This is a genomic window from Clostridium sp. KNHs205 (assembly GCF_000702945.1).
Taxonomy (GTDB): Bacteria; Bacillota; Clostridia; order Lachnospirales; family Lachnospiraceae; genus Anaerocolumna.
Genome location: NZ_JNLE01000005.1, coordinates 171800 through 196403 on the forward strand (window position 1 = coordinate 171800; position 24604 = coordinate 196403).

Here is a 24604-nt window from a genome sequence, read left to right on the forward strand (position 1 = left end):
AACAAAGAAACATGAAGTAATCTACTTAGGTAAAAAAAATCTTATCTCAAACTACAGCCCTGCATAAACTGTAATTTTATATGCTTTGTGTTATATCTGATATTCAATTAGCTGTATAGTACTGGGGACAATAATAACTAAGAGTATGTAAAAGAAGAAAAATCAAAAGAAATAGAACTGATGCATTTAGATTAATTTATATTTACCACCAGATACGGAAAAGCAATCCGCATCTGATGGTCAAAATAATTCATTTATTATTCATTACTTTATCTTTGTAACTGTTAGCTTACAAGTTAACCTTCTACCATTAACATTGGCTATAATTGTAGTAGTGCCTGTTCTTCTGGTGCTTACTTTTCCATTTGTTACAACAGCTATATCAGAATTTACAACATCCCAGGAAACATTACTACTGATACCGAGTACATACAAGGTATAATCCGAATATTGCTCCAGTACCAGATTAGTTGTATTTAATCCAACTACTGTTACTTTCGTAGTAGCGGTTTTTCCTGACTCTGTCATAACCGTTAAATTTGCAATACCAGGGCGTTTAGCTGTTAATTTACCGGAAGTGGTAACATCTGCTACCGATTTATTATCACTGGCCCATTTTACTGTATCCGTTGAGGTAGCGGGATTTAATGCTTTTTCCAGGATGGCTGTTTCACCAACTACCATGGTCAAATTTTGATTCATAATTGTAACACTGTTGGAAGGAACTCTCGGTTGTACAATAACATAACTGATTGCATATTTACCGCTGCTGTCTTTTGCAGATGCCTTAATTGTTACGTTACCGGCTTTTAAGGCGGTTACCTTACCGGCAGAATCTACAATTGCAACTGATTCATCACTGGACTTCCAGGTAACTGTTCTGTATGTTGAGTTATTCGGCTTAACTGTAGCTTTTAAGGTAAAGCTTTTACCAACAACAGTCGTTACTGCAGTTCTGTTAAGGGTTACCGAAGTAACAGACCTTACAACCCGTATCGAAGAGGTAGCAGTAACACCACTGCCGTCAAGTGCTGTTACTGTAATAGTAGCAGTACCGATAGCTTTGCCGGTAATCTTACCCTTTTGGTCCACTGTAACAACTTTCGTATTGCTGGATTTCCATTTAACTTTTGGATTAGTTGCTGCATTGGTCTTTACAGTAGCCACTAAGTTATAACTCTTTTTAAGTCCAAGTTTATAACTGGTTTTATTTAATTTAATACTGGTTACCTTTTCTATTACAGTAACTGTACAAAATGCCGTAAATTTACCATCGGAGGTCTTAGCAGTTATAACTGCAGTACCACCTTTGATACCTTTAATTCTGCCGCTGCTTGTTACAGTAGCTACACTTGTCTTAGAGCTTGCCCATATTACCGTAACTTCGCTGGCTGCGGCACTAGGCTTAATGGTTGCTTTCAAGTCAAAGGTATCACCAATTACAACGGTTTTCTCCGTATAATTCAATTGAAGCCCTGTAGCTTCAGCTTTTACCGTAACATTACAGTATAAAATTGTACCTGTTGATGTAGTAGCCGTAATCATCGTCTTGCCGGCTGCTTTTGCTGTTATGGTACCTTTCTCATTCACAGAAGCTATTGTAGCATCCAGTGAAGCCCAGGTTAAGGTATAGTCTGTTGCCGTAGCCGGAGTAGGTGTTACTGTTATGGTATATGTCTTACCAACATATAGTTCCAGACTTGTTACGTCAAATGCCAGCCCTGTCGCTTTTTCTTTTACTGTTATTGTACAGGTGGACATATAAAGACCATCTGCGGTTTTTAATATAATTACTGCTGTTCCTGCTTTTACAGCTGTAATATTTCCGTTAGAGTCCACATTTACTACACTTGAATCAGAAGTACTCCACGTAACTGCCGTATTGGTTGCATTGGTAGGAGTAATAACATACGATAGTTTCGTTTTCTCTCCAGTGTACATTACCTTACTGGACTCATCTAATTTAATGCCGGATGCAGAAACACCTACCGTCAGATTACATACTGCTGTTACAGATGGATTATCTACAGAGGTTGCAATAATAGATGTAGTTCCCGGAGCAACTAATGTAATTAAGCCTTTATCATTAACTGTAGCCACACTTGGATTGGTAGACTTCCAGGTTACTCCCTGTTCTGTGGCAGTGGAAGGATTAACAGTTGCATTTAACTGATAAGTTTTTGCTGACTGCATGAGATTTAAGGAAGTTGCTGACAAGGTTATACTTGACACACTTTCTTTAACCGTAACTTTACTATAGCCAATAATATAATTTTCTGTATTAATTGCAGTAATAATAACAGTTCCAGCCACACCTTTGGCAGCAATGTTTGCATATGTAGAACTGCTTTCGGCGATTTCAACGATTTCAGGATTTGAGCTGGTCCATTTTATCGGAATGCTTCTTGTACTGTTGTTATCAAATTCTGCTTTCAGGGTCTTAAAACCGGTTTTGTCCAATATAACAGTTTCAGGATTTATAGTTAATTTTGTTACTGTATTTTCAACATGAACAAGACAATATGCCTGCTTAACAACGCCGTCAATGGTAATGGTTGCTACAATATATGCATTTCCTTTAGAGACACCCTTTATCAACCCATTTTCAACGGTAGCATACTTGGAGCCGTCATTGCTTGAGGAAAACGGAAGTGCGGGATTCAAAACACTTGTCCACACAACACTTGACTGATCCGTTGTTGTTGTCGCCAGTAACTGAAGTTCACCGGCAGTATAAATATATGCTTCTGTCATATTAAGAGATATACCATCCACTACCGTTAAATTTGTAGTGTATATCTCAGAGGATCCTGAAGTATTATTCTTTACAGTAATTACACTGGTACCGCTTTTCTTGGCATATATAGTTCCGTTGCTTATTCCTGCAATATCATTTTTACTGCTGGTGATTGTATAATCAGAATTTCCTTTAATACCGGCTGCATTAGCCATATCATAGGTATCATTAACATTCATTACTAAATAGGCAGGTACTTTAGGTCTGAAATCCACATAGATTTTTACATATGGAACGGCTACAGAATCTTGATTGTCAAGACTAATATCACTTGGTATATACATCGAATCCGTAAAACCCATAAGAACATATTCACCTACCTGGGCATTTGCAACAGTAAGAGTACCAAAATCCGTTGAACCTGTTGCAGGAGTTGTATAATAATTAATAACTCCTGTAGTTTGTGTAATAATACTAAGGCCTGTACTTGACTTCTTATACACTCTCCAGGTTAAATTTGCCGGATCTTTCGCATTTGTCTTAAAAGTAACGGACTGATCTGTAATTTGCTCTACCTTGCTGCTTAGTGTTGTGTCAGTCAGTTTTCCGGCTTTGGGAGTTATAACTATTTTAAATGTTTTTTTCATGGGCGACTGTGAAACATCTGCAGCAACATTATTCGTACTGACAGTTATTATCGCAACTCCTGCACCCACGGGTTTAACAATTCCTTTTGAATCAACTTCTGCAACATTTTTGTCAGAACTACTGTATTTTAAACTGGCATTATCAGACTGTAATCCACTGAGTCCATTATCCACCGGTGAATAGACCAATTTAATCTGTTGTGTAGTAGCTAAGTCTTTAAATAACATTACACTTCGATCAATTTGTACCGCACTACCTGAATTTAAAGCATTTACAAAATCAGTACGGTCAATATCAAAACCAACTTCAACATTAAGATACAGCGAGTAGTTTATGTTGTTTTTCTCAAATGTGACCATTACCTGAGCATATCCCGGACCCACACGTTCGAGTTTTGCCTGCAGTTTATTTGTACTGATATCTTTTATATGAATAATACTTGAATTATTCGCTGAATTTCCAGATGTAACATCAGTATTATTTACGAACCAGTGTATATTACTGGCATCTGACATATCTACCCCGGATGCACCGCTTATCTGTATATTACTGGTATCTGTTGTCAAGGGTAATTTCGAGTAGGATTCAAATACAGTACCATTTACTGTAAAATAATAGCCAGTTGCAGCTTCGATTCTTGTGGTACTATTTGGTTGGAAAATTGCTGTAAAAGCAATTAACAAACAGCATAATATGGCTATACACCTACGTTTTTTTTTCATACTTTGTTGATTCATTAAAGTCCTCCCTGTCTTGCTGCTCCATTCTACTTTCTTTTAGATATATCGGTTAAATACAAACTTCCATTTAGTTGTATTTGATTTAAATTTAATGGTATCTTTTGTCATTCCTGTGTCATTTATTGCAACACCCATGGTTATATATTCCTATATCCAAATGCTATAAATTAATTTTAATATTCATTCTTCCACTACTTAATTGGCATCTTATCGAATTTATCATTTATATATACTAAAAACTCTTCGTATGTTCCTTTACGAAAACCATTCTTATCCAGCCTAATCCCCGATCCATTTTTAAAAACAAAAATATAGTCATCTCCGTTCTCAAAATATTCTTTTACCTGATCCCACTGGTATTGAGCTTTTATATTTCCATCTTCTACATCAATGCAATTAGTCAATCTTATGATACGTTCCCATTCACTTTTTCCCTGTGCGGCAGCATTTGCTTTATATTGCTTCACAAACAGAACTCTGGTTTGGAAAAAACTACGGTAAATGCAATAGGCAATCAACACGAAATAAAAAGGGATTAACAAATAGTCTCTGCTCAGTAACGCCTGTACCATCGTAATTGTAATAAAAAAGGTCAGAACATTCCATATTAAGTTCAGCTTATTTTTCTTTGCAGGATTCTTAGCCCAGCTAATATAACGTTCCTTTGACATTGTATAACAATTCTCAAATAAAATTTCCATACGTCCTCACTGTAATCAAATATTAGGTTTACGGGTTATATATAAGTATAGCTATGTTTTACCTTCAGCTTATAAAAGCTAAGTATTATAACCTTCCAATTTTATACCCGAAGGAGTAAAACAAAAATAAAAACTTATTATAATTGCATTCATTTATTATATATTATACGACAAATTAATTCAAATTAAATCAATAGTCTTTTCTCTATGACAATGGTACCCCGGCTGATGTGGCCTTAACTTTTACCCAATTTTCTATATAGGATTATGAACAAAAGCTATTTTCTGCTAATGATTATTATAATTTATAAATAATATCATATAATATAGCAATTAAATATATAGGATTACTACTTTATGGATATACATGTGGTTCAAGAAGGGGATAGTCTTTATACAATTGCTGAAAAATATGGTGTTGACGTCACTAGAATAGCAATAGATAATGGCTTGGTTTACCCAGTTAACCTTGTAATAGGTCAGACAATTGTAATAACATATCCAAAGCAGTCACATACTGTACAACAAGGCGATACTTTACTAAGTATAGCTAATTCATACAGTATCACACCTATGGAAATATTAAGAAACAACTCCTTTCTTTCAGATAGAGAATACCTTTATATAGGTGAAACCTTGGTGATAAGTTATAACACAATTAAAGGTATTACCACCAATGGCTTTACCTATCCTTTTCTTAGACGGGATACATTAATAAAAACACTGCCTAATTTGACTTATCTATCTATTTTTAATTATACAGCAACAGAAAATGGCGAAATAATTGAGTACCAGGAAGATACAGAAATCATTAAATTAACCAATGACTATGGTGTTATTCCATTAATGATGCTTACTACATTAACACCAGCAGGAGTAACAAATACAGAAACCGCTTATAGAATACTTTTAAATGAAGAACTCCAAGAGATAACGATTAATAATTCTATCGAGATAATGAAAAGCAAAGGCTATAAAGGTATTAATATTGTTTTTAATTATCTGAATGAGGATAATGAATTTCTATATCAAAACTTTGTACAAAAAATTTATAATCGTATACAACCGGAAGGCTTTCTCTTTTTTATAACAATAAATATTAATATTCAAATAGTAGAGGGGATAATAAAAGTTGAACAAATAGATTATGCAAGATTAAGCCAAAATGTTAATGGTTTAATCTTTGTAAAATTTAAATTTGGTTTTGATTACGGCCCACCTGACCCAGTAACTAATATAACCAATTTAAGGGCATTGATGAATTATGTATCGGCCTCTGTATCATCTGATAAATTAATTATCGGAATACAGAGTATCGGTTATGATTGGCAGTTACCATATATACCAAACAAATCAAGTGCAGTATCTCTAAGTTTGGATGCGGTCTTAAATTTAGCTTATCAGGTTGGAACAAGTATTCAATTTGATAACGTTTCACAAACACCTTATTTTTACTATAATCAGTTTAGTTTTGATTATCCCTTCCAACATATTGTTTGGTTTATCGACGCAAGAACGATTTATGCTGTAGAGAACTTAATACTGGAATATAGCCTTAATGGCTGTGGCATATGGAATATTATGATTTATAATGCTCAACTATGGACAATGATAAATGCTATTTTCGATATAATTAAATTAAAATAGTCTGATCCATTTGCTGGTAAGAAAGACTAGGGATGTAGTTTGAAAGACTATAGAAATTAGTATCTGTTATGTATTTTGCAATAATCGGTCTAAGTGCACATACAGAAAAAACCCACTCCCACTGCTATAAAATGTGGCTTAACAGTTAAGGAGGGGGTTTTAGTACAGCACCTTAAGCCTACTAGTAAACATCGCTTACAAATATAATTGGACAAAATATCCAGCTCATTGTAATTCTACTATTCAGCTTCACTCATCCCAGTTATGATATACTTCCTGGACATCGTCATCTTCATCTAATAAATCAAGTGTACGATTCATCATTTTAATATCCTGGTCATCGTTAAGCTCTACCCAGGTCTGAGGAATCATGGTTACTTCTGCCTGTGCCATAGGAATACCGGCATTTTCAAGGGCTTCTCTTACTGCACTGAAGCTGTCTTCGTCTGAAAGAATCTCATAGCTGTCTTCTTCTTCATTAAAATCTGAAGCACCTGCATCAAGGGCCAGCATCATCAGATCATCCGCTTCTTTATCATACTCTTCTTTATCAATGATTATCTGTCCTCTTCTGTCGAACATAAAAGATACACAGCCAGGGGTTCCAACATTACCATTTCCTTTTGTGAAAGCATTTCTTACGTTTGAGGCAGTACGGTTCTTATTATCAGTAAGAGCTTCAACGATAATAGCAGTTCCGTTAGGACCATAGCCTTCATAAGTCACAAATTCATAATTAACGGAATTAGCATCTCCTGCTGCTTTCTTTATACTTCTGTCAATGGTATCATTGGGCATATTATTGGCTTTTGCTTTGGCAATAATATCTTTTAATCTGCTGTTTGAGTTAGGATCTGCTCCGCCTTCTTTTACTGCTACTGCTATTTCTCTTCCCAATTTAGTAAAAATCTTACCTTTAACAGCATCATTCTTTTCTTTTTTATGCTTAATATTTGCAAACTTGGAATGTCCTGACATACGTATTTCTCCTTTTTTATACCGTCAGTCCAAAAAAGACCGTAAAAAATGAATCCCTTTTACGGACTGACAAGGTTACTGAATTATATTTATTTTACCATGGAAATTTTCCATTTACAAGGATTTCGAATTAATTAGTTTATTAAGCTTTTCCATAACCCCTATGGTTTCTTCCGTAGTCTTGATAACACACATTAACGTATCATCACCTGCTATACACCCCATTATTCCCTGAATATGAAGTGCATCCAGAGCAGCTGCTACCGCCATAGCCATTCCTGATACCGTCTTGATTACGATAATATTCTGAGCCATATCCATGGAAAGAAAACCTTCTCTTAATACTCTTACATATTTCTCGCTCATTCCGGTTTCTGTGTTATTTAGTACAATATATTTCTGTCTTCCGTCATCCACAGCAACTTTCGTCAGCTTTAGCTCTCTGATGTCACGTGAAATGGTTGCCTGAGTCACGTTATATCCAGCCTGGGTCAACAGATCCGCTAAATCTTCTTGTGTTTCTATATCATTTTTACTAATGAGCTCAATAATTTTGCTCTGTCTGCCAACTTTCATCCCTTTTCTCCGCCTTGTCCGATTTTTTTTCTCAGAACTTCAAAAAATTCTACGTGATTAATCTTTACCATTCTTGTTTTTTCATGGGCTTTTGTAATATGAATACTGCTTCCTGCCTTTAGCTCTCCTGCCGGTCTTCCATCCAGTACAGCAACTGCACCTTCTTCATTGGGCTGTTTATTCTCATTGATCTGAATTCTGACTGAATCTCCAGATGAGACAATTATACTTCTTGCTCCCAGGGTATGAGGACAAATCGGGGTTATTACCAGTATGTCAGCATCAGGTTTTACCACTGGTCCTCCGGAAGATAGGCTATAACCTGTTGAACCGGTAGGGGTAGACACAATAACACCGTCTCCGCGGTAACTGTCTGCCAGCTCGCCGTTGACATAAATGCCTATGTTAATAATTCTTGAAAAATTGCTTCGAGATATTACAATATCATTAAGTACTATACCAAGACTTTCTACATTTTCACCTTCTACCAGGCTTCCATGAAGCATAATTCTTTCTTCTATAGAATAATTATCTTCAAAAAGGCTGTCTAAGGCAGTCCATATCTGCTGCTTTTCGATTTCAGCCAGAAATCCCAGTGTCCCCAGATTGATTCCCAGGATTGGAATCCCTAAGCCGCATACAGAATCAGCTGCCTGAATTATTGTACCATCCCCGCCTAATACGATGATACAATCAACATCTTCTTCTATTTCTTCCGAAAAGGTTTGTCCCATATTACTGCTACTGCTGTTAATTGTATAACTGCAGTTTTCTTTCCTGTCAACACACACACAATCCTTCTGATGCAGTGTCATATATTTCACAATCTCATTGGTCAGCTCTAAATCCGCATCTTTGTTACGATTGGTTATCAGACAAAATTTATTCATGAAAGCTCCTGTACTTACATTGCTGTGGTTATTTATACAATGATACCGACATTGTAACATAAAGCCGGTCTATTTACAAGTTTAAACTATTATGAGACTTTTCTACTATTTCATCAATCCGGCCCAGTTCTTCATTATCCTCTGAAGTTACTATATTTTCAGCCTTTTTAAGATGAAGCAGATACTCGATATTTCCCTCAGGACCCTTAATGGGAGAATAGTCCAGATTAAGGATTGTAAATCCTATGGATTTTGCATATTCAATCACTTTTATGATTACTTCCCGGTGAACCTCCCGATCTCTGACAACTCCCTTTTTCCCCACCTTTTCACGTCCTGCTTCAAATTGAGGCTTTATAAGACACATTACCTCTCCATTATACTTCAGCAGATTCCTAACAGGCTCTAAGACCAGCGTAAGGGATATAAAGGCTACATCTATTGAGATAAAATCCATTTCTTCTTTTATATCTTCTGCAGTGACGTGTCGGATATTCGTCTTCTCCATGGACACAACCCTTTCGTCCTGCCTTAATTTCCAGGCTAACTGATTGGTGCCCACATCTACGGCAAAAACCCTCACTGCTCCATTTTGCAGCATACAGTCAGTAAAACCACCGGTAGAAGAGCCCACATCCATACATACCCTGCCTTCCATCTGTAACCCGAAGGAGGCTATGGCTTTTTCAAGTTTTAAACCGCCTCGGCTGACATATTTAAGCGTCATACCTCTTACTTCTATATTTACTGTATCCGGAAAAGAAGAGCCAGCCTTATCCTCTCTTATCCCATCCACAAATACATTTCCCGCCATTATAATTGCTTTGGCCTTTTCTCTGGATTCCGCCAGATTCCTGTTCACTAATAAAACGTCTAAACGTTCTTTCACTTTAACCCCTTTCGTGAATATCAAATCTTCGATTTGATATTCCTGAATTCGTAGTTGAAAAAACAGCCATTTGTTTTTCAACCTGACTCCCATCTGTTTTCGGTGTCACACCTGCAAAATAGGATAACTAAATCAGCTTTATATTTTTACTTCTAATTATTCTATATTATTAACAAAGTTCCTGATACGGTTCACCAGAGATGCTGCATCAAACTCAAATTTTTCCTTCAGCACACCAACATCTCCCTGTTCAATAAACTGGTCAGGCAATGATATATTCAGCAGTCTTATATCCCTTAATTCCCGATCTACTAAATAGCCAGCCACCATTTCACCAATGCCGCCTCTTCGGACATTTTCTTCCATTGTCACCCATATGCCATGGTTCTCAGCCATTTCTTGCAGCATATCCATATCAAAGGGTTTAAGAAAACGTATATTTACAAATGTTATTTCCAAACCTTCTTTTATCAAAGTCTTGGATACTTCATCTCCTGTCTCCACCATACTTCCGGCAGCAAGAATTAATATACGTTTATTTTTTGCTTCTGTACTTTCAGCCTCCTGAATACTGTTATACAAAATCTCACTTTTACCATATACAAGGGGAGCATTATATTCCTTTAAGCCTTCATATGCTTTTCCTCTTGGATAACGTATGGCAACCGGACCGTTAAAGTCATATGCAAAATCAAGCATATCCTTTAATTCTTTACCATTTTTGGGAGCCATTACGGTTAGATTTGGAATATGTGTCAAATAAGAGATATCAAATATTCCCTGATGTGTCTCCCCGTCATTTCCCACCAGGCCGGCACGGTCTATGGCGAATATCACAGGAAGAGAACCAATACAGACATCATGCACGATCTGATCATAAGCCCTTTGTAAAAAGGTGGAGTAAATTGCGACCACCGGCTTCATACCACCGGAAGCAAGGCCTGCAGCAAAAGTAACCGCATGCTCTTCTGCAATCCCAACATCAAAAAAGCGGTCCGGATATTTCTTTTTGAACTGATTTAGACCAGTGCCGCTTGGCATAGCTGCTGTAATTGCGACCACATCCTCATGCTTCTCACCAAGTTCCAGAACTGCCTCTGAAAATACTTCTGTGTATGCAGCTCCTTTTTTAGCTTTAATATTTTTACCGGTTTTAACATCAAAGGCTTCCACACCATGGAACTGGCTGGGATTCTTCTCAGCCGGCTTATATCCTCTTCCTTTTTGTGTAACCACATGTACAATAACCGCCTTCCTGGCTTTTGAGGCACTGGAAAGGGCCATCTGTAACTCGCTCAGGTTATGGCCGTCTATCGGTCCTATATAGGTAAGGCCCATATCTTCAAACAGCATACCGGGAATCACCAGGCGTTTGATGGAGTCCTTTGATTTTCTCACTTTATCAGCGATTATATGTCCCACACCCGGAACATTGTTAAGCGCTTTTTCTACTTTGTGCTTTAAATTAATATATTTATCCCCTGTACGCAATTTACCAAGGTAATTAGCCATCCCTCCTACATTTTCAGAGATGGACATCTTATTATCATTTAGTATTATTGTAAGATTCGATTTCAAGGCAGCAGCATTATTCAAAGCTTCAAAGGCCATACCACCGGATAAGGCTCCGTCGCCAATTACTGCCACAACTCTTTCGTTTGTGCCTTTTATATCCCTCGCCTGTACTAATCCCATAGCAGCAGAAATGGAGGTTGAGCTGTGTCCGGTATCAAAACTGTCACAACAGCTTTCTTTTCTTTTAGGAAAACCACTTAAGCCTTCAAAGGTTCGAAGGCTTTTGAATTCATTCTTTCTGCCTGTTAAAAGCTTATGGGTATATGCCTGATGTCCCACATCCCATATAAGTTTATCTTTTGGAAAATCCAGATACAGGTGAAGGGCCATGGTCAATTCCACGGTTCCTAAATTGGAGGCCAGATGACCCCCGGTCTTACTTATGTTCTCAATTAAATAGTCCCTTATTTCCTCCGCCAGTATATTGTAATCCGACGGTTTTATTTTCTTTATATCGTTGGCTTCATTTATAAGCTCCAGCGCACCTGCCACTGTTTCACCTTCTTTTCATATTTAACATAATAATTAGAACTCCCTGTTTACAAGGCTTATCAGCAACTCCTCCAAAAAAGCAGAGTCCCAGTTTAAGTTTTTAAGGATAAGGAGCCCCTCTTTCGTAAGTGCTTCTACTTCTTCACGGCTTTTATCTATACCCAGAAGGCTGACATAGGTTAATTTGTTATTCTTCTCATCGCTGAGAACCGGTTTTCCCAGAACTTCTGTTGTAGATGTAACATCCAGGATGTCATCCTCAATCTGAAACGCAAGGCCGATAATACCTCCAAGCTGCTCCATCTTATCAATTTCCACATCCGCCGCTCCGGCTAATACAGCACCTATCGTCAGGGAAGCCTCCAGTAATGCTCCGGTTTTCAGTTGGTACATATAGTCAAGGCGTCTCTTTAATTCCTCTTTTGTGGCTCCGGTCAGTCTTTCTGAGAAACCTTCCATATCAACTACCTGACCACCTAACATGCCATGTATTCCGGATTTCTTTCCAAGTATCGACACTGCTCTTGCTATTCTCTCTAAATATTTTCCTTTTTGGAAAGCTCTGCAGGCTGTTTCAAAAGCATAATTGAGTAATGCATCTCCCGCAAGTATTCCTAAGGCCTCCCCGTAAACAGCATGAGTAGTCTTCCTTCCTCTTCGGTATTCGTCATTATCCATTGCCGGCAGATCGTCATGTACCAGGGAGTAGGTATGGATCAGCTCAATGGCTGTCATAAAAGGCTCTACGATTTCTCTGTCGTCACCCTCAAACATATTATAAGCTGACAGCATTAACATCGGCCTTAAACGTTTCCCTCCGGCAAGTACGCTATAACTCATTGCCTCATAAATCTTCCTCTGTGGTTCATTGCCTTCAGGCAGAAATAAGTTAATTACCCGGTCAATATATGCCTTATGTTCCTGACGTACTCCGCTAAATACTTCCATTCTCTATACTTTCCTCCCACTTCTGCCCTTTTATGCATTTCTTTTTATTCTTCTTTGGCGTCGCTTAATACAATAAGCTGCTTTTCCACTCTGTCTATGGATTCGTTACAGCTTTTTAATAATTTCATTCCCTCCTGATATAAAGAAAAGGAATCTTCAAGAGAGATATCCTCTGATTCCAGTTTCCTTATAATATCATTCAGTTCAAGAAAAGACTGTTCAAGATTGTTTTCTTTTTCTTTCATATTAATAACCATGCCTTTCTCACAACCTGCAAGCAGAAAGCTACAGGCAGAATTTTGCGTGCGGAATATACTTAATTCACACATTCCTCTTCCCAAGGAAGCAATGACCCCCGCTTCCTTAATGTATGTAAGACTTTCGTTACTAAAACAGCTATATTACCTGTTATTATAGTTCGCAGGCCTGATAACTGATTGATTTCGTATGATAAGGTTACAGGATTATCAATTACCCGGTCTCATAACTTCTTTTAATTCAGAAACCTCTGCAATGATATCTCCATCTGTAACACTGATTCTTAATACATCTCCAGCTGTTGTTTTCTTTATGCTGTTTACAATCCGGTTATCCTTATTCACTACAAGGGAATACCCTTTATTCAGTTTCTTAAGAGGTGATAATCCTTCTAATTTCTCTATATAAATCTCTAATATATGTCTTCTGGCAGTTACTTTACGATTAATTAGCTGCAAAAGCGTTTGTTCACTGTCTATAAGCTGCTGCCGCTTCTGCCTGATCTGATATATGGGACTTAAATGCTCCAGTCTTATATTAAGGCTTTCCAGCTCCTTGCGGTAAAGAGATACCTTCATCCCCATACTCCTGTTAAGAGTATTCTTGAGCTTATCCATTTCATTTAATAAAACCCGCAAATCCGGTACAGCAAGTTCTGCTGCCGCAGAAGGTGTTGGTGCCCTTAAATCCGAAACAAAATCCGCAATCGTTATATCTGTTTCATGACCAACAGCAGATATTATGGGTACACTGCATTGATAGATGGCTCTTGCCACAACTTCTTCATTAAAGGCCCATAAGTCTTCAATGGAACCACCGCCGCGGCCGACAATAATTGTATCTACACCTTTCTTTTCCAAGGCCTTAATACCTGCTGCAATTGTTCTGGCTGCTCCTTCTCCCTGAACCTGCGCAGGATAGAGATACAGCTGAACATATGGATTACGTCTTCCGGCTATGTTTATAATGTCCTGTATGGCAGCTCCCGTTCTGGCTGTAACAATTCCTATGGCTTTCGGATAAGCAGGAATCTGTTTCTTATGTTCTGCCAGAAACAATCCTTCCTTATCAAGCATCGCTTTTAATTGTTCATACTTTTGATAGAGGAGACCCAGTCCTTCTTCAATTATTTCCTTCGCATAAAGCTGATATTTTCCATCTCTTTCATAGACGCTTACCTGACCTAAGACTATAACGCTCTGACCTTCTTTTAAGATAAAGGCAAGTCCGCCTCTCTGTCCGGCAAACATAACACAGGCCATTTGTCCTCCCGTGTCCTTTAAAGTAAAGTAGATATGCCCCGAGCTGTGGTATTTACAATTGGAGACCTCACCTTTTACATAGATATTGCTTAGATTGTAGTCTTTGATAAAGAGGTTCTTAATATAGGTATTTACCTGGGTTATGGTATAGATATTGCTCATAATATCTCCTATCTGTGCCATAGTACTTCCTGAATACCAAATAGCTATGCTATTTGATATGCAGAAAACAGATACACCTGTAGCTATTTATGGATCTGCTTTACAGTTCTTTGGCCAACTTAGCCAGCACTCCGTTTACAAAGGCTCCTGAGGAATCTCCGCCAAAGAGTTTGGCAATCTCTACTGCTTCATTAATGGCAACCTTGGTTGGTACATCATCATCAAACTTAATTTCAAACACTGCAAGTCTTAATATCGTAAGATCCACCTTACCCATACGGCTTAATTTCCATCCGCTGGAGATTTCACTCAGTAATACATCTATTTCCGGCAGTTTGAGAAGTATTTTTCCGAATCGCTCTTTTAAATATATCAGATCCTCCTCCTTAGGTTCTTCTAAGGATTCAAAATACAAATCTATCTGCTCCGTCATTTCATTTTCCTCGTGGAAATCCTTACGGAACAGCATTCGGAACAAATGCTCCCTTATTTCTCTTCTATTCATCTGTAACCAACCTTTCTTCACTGCACATTAACGCATAAACAACCCTTAAATAGGATATATCTAAGGGCTGCATAGGATTCATACTATTATTTTGTATTATTTATTCTTATCGATATTAACGTCGGATATTCTTACATTCACTTCTGATACGGATAAGCCTGTCATATTCTCAATGGCGGACTTTACTTTCTCCTGTACCTGTCTGGATGTCTGAGGTATGCTATATCCGTAATTTAGTGCCAGGGACAAATCAACTGCTACAGAATCTGCGCTGACATCGATCTTTACTCCCTTGGAATAGCCTTTCATGCCCAGCTTGCTTACCAGTTCCCTGGTGGTATTACCACTCATGGAAGCGACTCCTTCTACTTCGGTTGCAGCAAGTGCAGCTATAGTGGCAACTACTTCATCTGCTATCTGAACTTCACCGACATTGCTGTCAGCATGTATTTGATAAGTGTTTCTATTTTCTTCTTTTACCAACTTTATTACCTCCTAAGTCTAAGGCATAAGCCTCTTATACAAACTATCCCTATAAGCTATTATACCAAAAATATGCCTATTTGCAAATCCTTTTATGCATCTTTTTACCTTTACAATATTATTGCCCTTACCAAAAACTTCATTCAGCAAGTTAAACGAAATGAAAAAAGCTGCTTATCTTTTCAGATAAACAGCCCTTTCTTTTATGTAGTCATTATTCCGTAACTATTATTCATTTGCAATTGCCGGGTTAACAAAAATCTGACTTGCTTTCATCTTGGTCTGGGATTTAACAACATCCATAATCTGAGCCAGATCCTGTTCTGTTATTTTCTCAGCATTTACAACGACATCTACTCTCTTATCCTGCATGTATACTAAGGTATCACTGAAACCTTTTGCTTCCAGCATAATCTCTGAAGCTGTTTCAATGTCTCTGATTCTTTCGATTTCCATTAATTCATTTACAGCAACCTGCTTATTTTCTTCTGATAAATTCTCTGCTTTAATAATATCCATACAGGTTTCATAATTCTCAGATCTGGTATTCTCTCTCTTTATTTTGGTTGCAGAGAAAAAGTCAGAGGAAGTAATCGTACTTACAAGAACTGCTTCTCCGGGAGTGCTGGTTTCTTCCTTGTCGCCTTTTGCATCAGCGGTTTCTTCTGTATTGCTGTCTGCTTTGGCAGTATCAGAAACTTTGGTGTCATCTTTGCTGTCAGCTGTTTCTTTTGAATCTTCAGCAGTTGCATCATCAGCCTTTGCAGTATCCTCTGCTTTTGCTTCATCCACTGTTGCATCATCGGCTGTCTGAGTGTCTTCATCTGATAAATCAAGTGCTGAATCGGATAGTAAGTTTCCCTGATCATCCAGTGAAAGGAAATCGCTGTCGGATATGTCATCTCCCATAGTTGCTTCTGTTGTGTCATAATCATTGGTATCACTTAGATTAAAGGAATCATCATTGTTACTGCTAAAATTCAGATACCCTGCAATTATTATCATGATTGCCAGTGCCGCAATTATGATATTATTTTTCCTGAATAAATTTTTCATGCTAACCTCCTTGAAGAATCTTTATGAATTCATTTTCATTACTTTAACTTTATGTGACGGAACGCCAAATAATACCTGTACAGCTTCGATTATTTCACTTTGAATTACTGCGCTGCCGCCTCCCTGGGCAATTATAAGTATTCCTTCCAGTTCAGGCTCAATTTCCTTTAGTATATAAGGTCTTGCTACTCCATCACTGCCTTCCACCATAATGGTGGTATCATTTTGATCTGTTTTAGTACTATTCCTGCTTCCGCCCTCCCCGTCTGCTTCATTCACGCTTTCATTGGTATTTGCCTCGTCCTTTAAGATAATTTCTTCTTTGGAGCCCTTTAGTGTAATCATCACTTCCACTGCGCCGATACCTTCAACCTTCATCAACACATTCTTTAGGCGCTCTTCCAGATCCGTCACATAAAGTTTCGTTTCATCTTTGGTGCCAGCCGTTACCGTATTAACAACGGCAGTCCCACTGTTTTCTGTAGTCTTTTTTGTACTTTTATCAAAAGAAGGTAGGTTAGGGATTGATAATAACACCAGAAATATTCCTGCCATCAGTAACATTACAAGCCTTGCAGGTCCTATTTCCTTCAATGTGATTTTTTTCTTTTCTTTTTCCATACTCCGGCTCCCGGCATACCGCAAGCTGATTTTTGCGGAAGTGCTTTATTAGGGGTGGCTCCCATCTGGGTGCATGTTTACTGGTACCTTATCATAATCTCACTGCTCTGTTACTGTATTAAAAGCAGCCTTAGTATAAAAGGAGATAAGCTGTGAGTCACTACTCCCGTATACTAATATTTATATTATCAGCATCTAAATTATAGAAGTCTGACAGAATTTTTTTTGCTTTGATTTCAACAGGACTTATAAAATCCATAACAGCCTCTGTTGATGTATTGTCCTTTTTTACATTTATTTCATTTATCTCCACGCGGTCAATTTTAATTGTCTCCTTTTCCTTTGCTTTGTTAACAGCTGACTTGTACACCCCCTTTACCTTAAGACCTTTCAGGCTGCCGTAGCTGCTGGAAGCCGCATCCTCCTCCAGTATGATTTCAATACTTTCTGTTTCCACATCTTCTTCATCTAACAGTTCATTTATTTTATCCGTTATCTTTGCCTTCACCTGCGTAAGAATCTCCTCCTGCCTGCTGCCTTCAATTTCTCCGAATTTTTCATTGATATCCTGTACCTCTCCGGCCTGGGCGGTTAAAGAATTGGTTGTAAAATAATAGTCAAGGGTATTATCCAGCTGAAATATCTTAAGTAAAGGTGATATCACCAGGATTACAAGGATAATACCGGAGATGAGGTTAATATATTTTTTGTAGGAACTCTTCCCCATAAGATTGGTAATCACACTGATCAGAACCATAAATATGACAATATCCTTAATCCAGGAATATATAAAATCCACACTTACCTCCTTTCCACCTTTCAGGCCATACTTAAATATGTTTCCAGGAAACTATGTAGTGGTAGCTGCAACGATTGTAATTGTTATTACAAAAAGGATTGCTCCTACTAAAACCGTCTGTAACAGCAGCAGACAGGCATCTGCCGAAGCAGAGATGCACTTAAGCATACGCTTGTCCGATATTGGCTGGACCGCAGCACTGCTAACCTTATAAATCAAAGTCATAACAGCCAGTTTAATAACCGGCACTGTGCAAAGAGATACGATGACCACTACTCCCGCCACTCCGATTGCATTCTTTAGCAGGATTCCTGCTCCGATAACACTTTCTGCCGCACCACTGAATATATCACCTACTCCGGGTATGGATTCAGCCGCCTTTAACACCATGGATTTCTTAATCTTATCCGATACAGGCGTTATGAGCCCCTGTACTGTATTAAATCCTATAACGACTCCTAAGAGTGTTTTTAACCCCCAGTTTATTATAGTTTCCAGCAGTTCCGTAAATTTTGACAGCATGTCTTCTTTAGATAGATTATTTGCCATTGTAACTACCAGATATATGTTAATCAGGGGAATAATTATCTTTACCAATAAAACATTTACAAAAGTTATCAATACTAAAGTTGTCTGATAATACACCATGGAAGTGCCTGCTCCGGTACTGAAGGCAACTGCCATAAAATACGCCGGAACCATCGCTTTCATAAAGTCCAGCAGGGAAGAGATGGTTTGTGCTGCCATTGTAGAAGCCGTAATAAACGAGCCGGTCAACACAGAGAACAACAACAGGTATGCCACATAAAATCCGGTTTCTGCCACCTGCATATTCTGAAAAGCATATGAAAAATTCGTAAACACCGCTGCTATAACCGCAATGGATATCAAGCCTGTAAAGGTACTCAGATTTGATTTGACCTCCCCTGATACTACCTCTTTCAGATCATCCAATATCCCCGTAATGGAAAAGGTTCTTTTCCCGGAAATCAAATCCGTAACATACTCCATAAAATCAAAGTTATTATCTTCCGATAGTGCCTGGTCGATTACTGACTGTATCTGGGTATAGTCAATATCCTTCTGATTAAGTCCTGAGGTCTCATCTTTTTCCGCAGCAGATGCCACCATTGGAAACTGCAGCAACACCATAAACGCTATATATATAAGTACTTTTTTTAAAAGTCCATCTTTCTTACGTTTCGTCATAAGCCCTCCTCACCGGGGCACCTCATAGTAACTTCAGGAGGTAAGAAATTTATTGATGGTATCAAGCAATGCCAGTAAAATTGGCATTCCTGTTGCCAGTATAGTCAGTTTACCCACAAGTTCTATCTGATTCGCCACGGCAGTATGTCCAAAATCTTTGCAAAGGTCAGATGTAAACTCACATATGTATGTAATACCAATAATTTTTATAAGTATCCCCAAATAAGAATCATTCAGATTAATATAACTTTGAATCTTTTTGATAGTACTTATAATAAGCTCCAGCCTGCTTACTCCCAGATAGAATATCAGTATACAGCCTGCCAGACTAATATAAACCGAATACTCGGACTTATAGTTCTTAAAGATAATTGCCAGCAATACTACACTGATTCCAACTAAGGCTATCTGTAACATCCCACTCTCCCTTTCCTATAATGTGAACAGATTCTGAATGGTCTTAAACAAGTCAGAGATATAAGGCACAATCCAGAACAAAACCAGGATAAGACCTGCCAGGGTGGTTAGAAAAGCCTGTTCATCCCTTCCCGATTGCTTTAGTATCTGATTTAAGACTGAAACCAGAATACCTACCGCAGCGATTTTAAATATCAGGTTGATGTCCATGTTAACTCCCATCTGTGTGTCGTGGCACACGTATATTTCAGAAATTTGAAAAACATCCCTAACAACTTTTTGTTTTTCATCTCCTCTATCCATTAATACGTAGTTGATTACTCAAGAATTAAAGCATAATAATCGTTATAAAAATCCCCCCCAGAATACCAAGAGTGTTATACATATAGGTTTTTTCCTTCACACCTTTTGAGAGTTCTTTAATCTCCTCTTCAATCTGAGACAGATATAGATCAATGGTATTCAGCTGCATCTCTTTATCAAGATATCCCAGATTTTCACCGAAGCCGGATAAATTCTGCAGATCTTTTTTACTAAGGGAGGTGTTCTCAAGCCCCTTCGTTACAGCTTCCTTCCATATTTCACAAAAGGAAACCCCGCCATATTCACTCAGTTTTTCCGCTGCCATGGTAAGAAATTTCTTATATCTGCCATCATGTCTGACTGACAGAGCTTGTACTGCTTCCGGCAGCGGTGAGTTAGCATACCTTATGTCACCGCGGAGCAGGGTTACGATTCTTCTTAATTCTTTCAAATCCTGGATTCTTCCCTTTAACTCACTGCTGAAATACAATCCCATTCCTGTTGAAGAAGAAAGTATCAGAACACAGCCAAGAATCTTAATAAAGGTTATAATCATTGTTGGCTCCCATCTGCATGCTTTAGCATGCGTAAAATCAAGGGGAGTGAAAATGCTTTTCTTTCACTCATGGCTCCCATCTGCGTGCTCTCTGCACGCGTATAATCAAGGGGAGTGAAAATATTTTTTCACTCATATTCTCCCTACTTACTTTGTCAGTAAATCGCAGGTATAAATCGGTCTGCCATTTTTGTCATAGACCTCTTCCAGATGTCCCACACTGCCTTTATTGCTGAGAAGTATATACCGTTCAAATAATTTGTTCTCAATAAGTTTTTTCAGTAAAGGTTTATTCTTAATATCCTCCATGGAATTACCATGCACCGTAGCAATCAGTTTACAGCCGCAGTTTATTACATACTCAATGGCTTCAATATCTTCTGCAGAACCGACTTCATCCACTGCAATCACTCTGGGTGACATGGCCCTTATGAGCATAAGCATTCCCTTCGCTTTGGGACAGCAGTCAAGTACATCAGTGCGAATACCAAGATCGTTCTGAGGCACTCCCATATAACAGGCTCCTATTTCAGATCTTTCATCTACCACGCCTACCGTCAGTCCCTCCCTTCCCTCGAAACCATCTGAAATCAATCGTATGATATCTCTCAGTAAGGTAGTCTTACCACAGCAAGGAGGCGATATTATCAGGGTATGACAGCAGTTTCCCTCCTCCATAAGCAAGGGAATAACCTTCTCGCCACAGCCCTTTATCTGGTGGGAAAGACGGATATTAATAAAAGAAATATGCTTGATGCTTTTAATACGGTTTTCCTCCAGGACTGCTTTCCCTGCAATTCCGACTCTATGCCCTCCGGTTATGGTTATAAACCCCTGCTTTAATTCCTCTTCAAAAGCATAGAGGGAGTAATTACTGATATATTCCATGGTCTCCTTCAGTTCATTTCTGGTAAGTATGTAACTGTTATCCCCCGAAAGAGACAGCTCTGACTGCTCATTCAGGAAATATTCCGTATTACCGTACACCACCAAAAGCGGAGCATTCACACGAAGCCTGATTTCCTGAAGCAGCTCATATTCCAGATCAGCTTTTGCCAAAATGTTCCGAAGCTTAATGGAAAAGATTTTTAACAGCTCTTCTTTTTTATTCATTGCATTCTTTTTCCCTGTAAGATAATACTATAAACTTTCAGGTACTCGTCCTCCTCCTTAAAACAATATATGTACCCTTGAAAAATTTATGACCTTATATTTTAACTTGCAAAATAGATTTTTATATATTATTCTTATGATTAAATTAATAACTGCCTGAATTTATAGAAATGCTGCGTTAATAGGCCTACCGGTGTTAACCTTAATTATCAAAAAGAATAATACCTTCCATAATCTGAGAAAATATCAGATTTGTAAGCAGATAGACATGCCCTGGGAGCTAGCGCATAATAAAAAGGTGATTTCCGCTTGATAGAAACAGGCAAATATGCGAATGGTGCTTATTATATACGTGTACTAAGGCACACAGATGGGAGTTCATATGAAATACGGATTAATCGGAGAAAAACTGGGTCATAGCTATTCCAAACCCATTCATGAGAAGCTGGTAACCTTTCATGACATAAAGGACTACAGCTACGAAATCAGACCTGTTGCAAAAGAAGAGTTTCATGATTTTATGACAGCAAAGGAATTTACAGGTATTAATGTCACAATTCCTTATAAGACAGAGGTAATTCCCTATTTACATAAAATAGATGCACATGCAGAAAAAATTGGTGCTGTTAATACAATAGTAAATAAAGAGGGAAAACTTTACGGTTATAACACAGATTTTTATGGTTTTCTTTATACGCTCCTTTATCATAATTTTGCAGTGAAGGATAAAAAGGTCCTGGTACTTGGCAACGGCGGAGCTGCCAAAGCAATCCTCGCAGTACTTCATTATCTGAAAGCCTCACAGATAATTATTGTCAAACACCGGGAAGGAGTTAACTGTATCTCTTATGAGGAGGCCGCTCTAAAGCATGGGGATGCCTCCTTTATCATCAACACCAGTCCTGTGGGGATGTATCCCTGTACAGATGCTTCGCCTTTGGAGCTTACACCCTACAAAAGCCTGGAAGGTGTTATAGATATTATATACAATCCCTTGGAAACCAAATTATTGGCACAGGCAGCCAAGCTTTCTATACCGGCAGTCAACGGTCTTGAAATGCTGGTAGCCCAGGCAAAACGCGCCGTGGAAATCTTTCTTGATTCCACTATTGCCGACGAAGCCATACAGCAGATACATGAAGAACTTATTATGGAACTGCAAAAGAATTAGAACAGAAGATATTACAGAAGTACTAAAAAAGTACTGATGAATTATGAAAATATAGCTTTAAAAAGCCCCTTGACTTTTCTTAATACACTGCCTGAAAGACATATTAAAGATTTTGTGTGCTATAAGCAAGATGTTTTATACGATTTTAGCACACAAAATTAATAATATGTCTTGCAGCCGGTGTATGGAGGAAAGTCATGGGGCTTCTTATAATTGCAACAGCGCCTTTTTTTCTTTTATCTCCATTTATCCAGCAGGGAATTCAAAGCATCCGTCAATTTAGAAAGTTCCTTGGCAGAACGTTTCTCGCTTTGGCGCACAACAGCCATCAACCTGTTAGCTGCATCCAAAAGACGTGCATAAGCTTTGGAGGTTTCCGTACCGCCTTTTTCGGACCTGGGTGTAATTCTGATTCCCTCATTCTTCTCAAGCCATGTGCCACTTTTTAAATCAAAAGAGTCACCGCTGTATGGTGCCGTACTTTCCATTCCATATTCTTTATGAAGAATAGCTGCAAATGCATCACAGGTTTCAGCTTCACCATGTGTAACAAAGACTCTGTCCGGTTTCTTTTCAAAGGAATTGATCCATTTTAAGAGGCCTGTCTTATCCGCATGCCCGCTGGTACCGTTAAGCCGTCTGATTTCTGCATTCACTTTGATATGTTCACCAAATAGCTTTACTTCACTGGCGCCATCTATGATGATCCTGCCAAGACTTCCCTCGGACTGATGCCCCACAAATAACACGGTACTCTCAGGCCGCCAAAGATTATGCTTTAGATGATGCCTGATTCTGCCTGCATCACACATACCGCTGGCAGATATGATTACTTTAATGTCTTTATCAAAATTGATTGCCTTGGAATCCTCTGCAGTAACAGCCGTTATAAGCCCAGGAAATGTAATAGGATTTATACCTTTCTCAACCAACTCCATAGCCTGGGTATCATAGTATCCCAGAACATTCTCCGTAAAAATTTCCGTTGCTTCATTTGCCAGGGGGCTGTCCACATAAACCTTAAAATCCTTGTGTCCCTTCAGAAGATTCTCCATTTTTATCTGCCTGATAAAATACAGCAATACCTGGGTGCGTCCCACCGCAAACGCCGGTATTACAACATTCCCCCCTCTGTCAAAGGTAGTCTGAAGTATATCCGTAAGTTCTTTTACATAATCAGGTGCCGCTCCATGGTCTCTTGTACCATAAGTAGATTCCATTACTACATAATCAGCCTCTTTGATATATACAGGATCGTTAATAAGAGGTTGATTAATATTACCGATGTCACCGGAAAATACAAGCTTCTTTGTTATCCCTCCTTCTGTAATCCATATTTCTATACTTGCAGAGCCCAAAAGATGTCCGCTGTCAACAAACCGGAATTCGATTCCTTCAGAGAGTTTGGTTTTTTCCTCATAAGGATGTGCTACAAAGGAAGCTATGGTCTTTCTTGCATCCTCCGTTGTATAAATAGGCTCAACTGGTTTTTCGCCTTTTCTGACACCCTTTCTATTCTTCCATTCAGCTTCAAACATCTGTATATGTGCACTGTCTAAGAGCATAATCTCACATAATGCTTTTGTGGCTCCTGTGGAATGGATATGTCCCTGAAAACCGTCCTTATATAATAACGGAAGCCGGCCGGCATGATCCATATGTGCATGAGTCAGAAGTACCTCATGGATTTCTCTGGAAGAAACGGGTATGGGTTGGTTTACAAAAAAATCTCTGCCCTGTTCCAGACCAAAATCAATTAATATATTCTTTCCGCAAGCTTCTAATAAATAACAGCTGCCGGTAACCTCATGAGCAGCTCCGATAAATGTTAGTTTCATAAGCAACCTCCTGTCTTCTTGTGTGCTGTC

23 protein-coding genes are annotated in these 24604 nt (G+C 38.4%); 2 read left to right on the plus strand and 21 right to left on the minus strand.

Translation table 11 applies throughout. From position 1 onward, the window contains the following. Window positions 1-264 precede the first annotated feature (264 nt). Entirely contained in the window at window positions 265-4122 is a 3858-nt protein-coding gene (locus tag BR73_RS27730) for an Ig-like domain-containing protein (RefSeq protein ID WP_051685446.1), read from the minus strand. A 194-nt stretch (window positions 4123-4316) separates the two neighbouring features. Beyond that, window positions 4317-4826: a YcxB family protein gene (locus BR73_RS0120415; protein WP_033167773.1), complete on the minus strand. Its 510-nt coding sequence runs from the start codon at window positions 4824-4826 to the stop codon at window positions 4317-4319. Window positions 4827-5183: 357 nt separating this feature from the next. Here BR73_RS0120415 and BR73_RS0120420 point away from each other — a divergent pair, with 357 nt between their 5' ends. Further along, on the plus strand, window positions 5184-6473 hold the full coding sequence (locus BR73_RS0120420; protein ID WP_033167774.1) for a LysM peptidoglycan-binding domain-containing protein: 1290 nt from the start codon (window positions 5184-5186) through the stop codon (window positions 6471-6473). Window positions 6474-6722: 249 nt separating this feature from the next. On the opposite strand, the gene BR73_RS0120425 is transcribed toward BR73_RS0120420, so the two are convergent. The 18 genes from BR73_RS0120425 to spoIIIAA all read right to left on the minus strand — a co-directional run bounded on the left by BR73_RS0120425 (window position 6723) and on the right by spoIIIAA (window position 21565). Further along, on the minus strand, window positions 6723-7451 hold the full coding sequence (locus BR73_RS0120425) for a YebC/PmpR family DNA-binding transcriptional regulator (RefSeq protein ID WP_033167775.1): 729 nt from the start codon (window positions 7449-7451) through the stop codon (window positions 6723-6725). Window positions 7452-7565: 114 nt separating this feature from the next. After that, window positions 7566-8027, minus strand: a complete 462-nt coding sequence (gene argR, locus BR73_RS0120430; protein ID WP_033167776.1) for an arginine repressor — start codon at window positions 8025-8027, stop codon at window positions 7566-7568. Then, window positions 8024-8917 (minus strand): NAD(+)/NADH kinase, encoded by an 894-nt coding sequence (locus BR73_RS0120435; RefSeq protein WP_033167777.1) that lies wholly within the window; start codon window positions 8915-8917, stop codon window positions 8024-8026. Before BR73_RS0120435 ends, argR begins: the two co-directional genes overlap by 4 nt. A gap of 73 nt (window positions 8918-8990) precedes the next feature. Beyond that, window positions 8991-9806, minus strand: a complete 816-nt coding sequence (locus tag BR73_RS0120440) for a TlyA family RNA methyltransferase (protein WP_033167778.1) — start codon at window positions 9804-9806, stop codon at window positions 8991-8993. A 156-nt stretch (window positions 9807-9962) separates the two neighbouring features. Continuing rightward, window positions 9963-11873, minus strand: a complete 1911-nt coding sequence (gene dxs / locus BR73_RS0120445) for a 1-deoxy-D-xylulose-5-phosphate synthase (RefSeq protein WP_081848813.1) — start codon at window positions 11871-11873, stop codon at window positions 9963-9965. Between the two features lie 33 nt (window positions 11874-11906). Continuing rightward, window positions 11907-12821, minus strand: coding sequence for a polyprenyl synthetase family protein (locus tag BR73_RS0120450; protein ID WP_033167779.1), 915 nt, complete (start codon window positions 12819-12821; stop codon window positions 11907-11909). A 44-nt stretch (window positions 12822-12865) separates the two neighbouring features. Next, entirely contained in the window at window positions 12866-13150 is a 285-nt protein-coding gene (gene xseB / locus BR73_RS0120455) for an exodeoxyribonuclease VII small subunit (protein ID WP_347463479.1), read from the minus strand. A 138-nt stretch (window positions 13151-13288) separates the two neighbouring features. Then, entirely contained in the window at window positions 13289-14524 is a 1236-nt protein-coding gene (xseA, locus tag BR73_RS0120460; protein WP_347463480.1) for an exodeoxyribonuclease VII large subunit, read from the minus strand. A 79-nt stretch (window positions 14525-14603) separates the two neighbouring features. Next, complete coding sequence (gene nusB / locus BR73_RS0120465) at window positions 14604-15008, minus strand: transcription antitermination factor NusB (RefSeq protein ID WP_033167781.1); 405 nt, start codon at window positions 15006-15008, stop codon at window positions 14604-14606. Between the two features lie 96 nt (window positions 15009-15104). Further along, the gene (locus BR73_RS0120470; RefSeq protein WP_033167782.1) at window positions 15105-15491 is read right to left on the minus strand and encodes an Asp23/Gls24 family envelope stress response protein; all 387 of its coding nucleotides are present in this window, start codon (window positions 15489-15491) and stop codon (window positions 15105-15107) included. 228 nt (window positions 15492-15719) lie between these two features. Beyond that, the gene (locus BR73_RS0120475; protein ID WP_033167783.1) at window positions 15720-16547 is read right to left on the minus strand and encodes a SpoIIIAH-like family protein; all 828 of its coding nucleotides are present in this window, start codon (window positions 16545-16547) and stop codon (window positions 15720-15722) included. 21 nt (window positions 16548-16568) lie between these two features. After that, window positions 16569-17168: a hypothetical protein gene (locus BR73_RS0120480; protein WP_033167784.1), complete on the minus strand. Its 600-nt coding sequence runs from the start codon at window positions 17166-17168 to the stop codon at window positions 16569-16571. Between the two features lie 160 nt (window positions 17169-17328). Beyond that, window positions 17329-17967 (minus strand): stage III sporulation protein AF, encoded by a 639-nt coding sequence (locus BR73_RS0120485; RefSeq protein WP_033167785.1) that lies wholly within the window; start codon window positions 17965-17967, stop codon window positions 17329-17331. A 51-nt stretch (window positions 17968-18018) separates the two neighbouring features. Then, complete coding sequence (locus BR73_RS0120490) at window positions 18019-19176, minus strand: stage III sporulation protein AE (protein ID WP_051685447.1); 1158 nt, start codon at window positions 19174-19176, stop codon at window positions 18019-18021. Window positions 19177-19209: 33 nt separating this feature from the next. Further along, on the minus strand, window positions 19210-19593 hold the full coding sequence (locus BR73_RS0120495; protein WP_033167786.1) for a SpoIIIAC/SpoIIIAD family protein: 384 nt from the start codon (window positions 19591-19593) through the stop codon (window positions 19210-19212). 15 nt (window positions 19594-19608) lie between these two features. Continuing rightward, complete coding sequence (gene spoIIIAC / locus BR73_RS0120500) at window positions 19609-19803, minus strand: stage III sporulation protein AC (protein ID WP_033167787.1); 195 nt, start codon at window positions 19801-19803, stop codon at window positions 19609-19611. A gap of 118 nt (window positions 19804-19921) precedes the next feature. After that, window positions 19922-20452 carry a stage III sporulation protein AB gene (locus tag BR73_RS0120505; protein WP_033167788.1) on the minus strand — a complete coding sequence of 177 codons (531 nt, stop codon included), beginning with the start codon at window positions 20450-20452 and terminating at the stop codon, window positions 19922-19924. A 147-nt stretch (window positions 20453-20599) separates the two neighbouring features. After that, window positions 20600-21565, minus strand: a complete 966-nt coding sequence (gene spoIIIAA, locus BR73_RS0120510) for a stage III sporulation protein AA (RefSeq protein WP_033167789.1) — start codon at window positions 21563-21565, stop codon at window positions 20600-20602. A gap of 382 nt (window positions 21566-21947) precedes the next feature. On the opposite strand from spoIIIAA, the gene BR73_RS0120515 reads away from it, so the two are divergent. Then, the gene (locus tag BR73_RS0120515; RefSeq protein ID WP_033168783.1) at window positions 21948-22736 is read left to right on the plus strand and encodes a shikimate dehydrogenase; all 789 of its coding nucleotides are present in this window, start codon (window positions 21948-21950) and stop codon (window positions 22734-22736) included. Between the two features lie 236 nt (window positions 22737-22972). On the opposite strand, the gene BR73_RS0120520 is transcribed toward BR73_RS0120515, so the two are convergent. Beyond that, entirely contained in the window at window positions 22973-24574 is a 1602-nt protein-coding gene (locus BR73_RS0120520; RefSeq protein WP_033167790.1) for an MBL fold metallo-hydrolase, read from the minus strand. Window positions 24575-24604 lie beyond the last annotated feature (30 nt).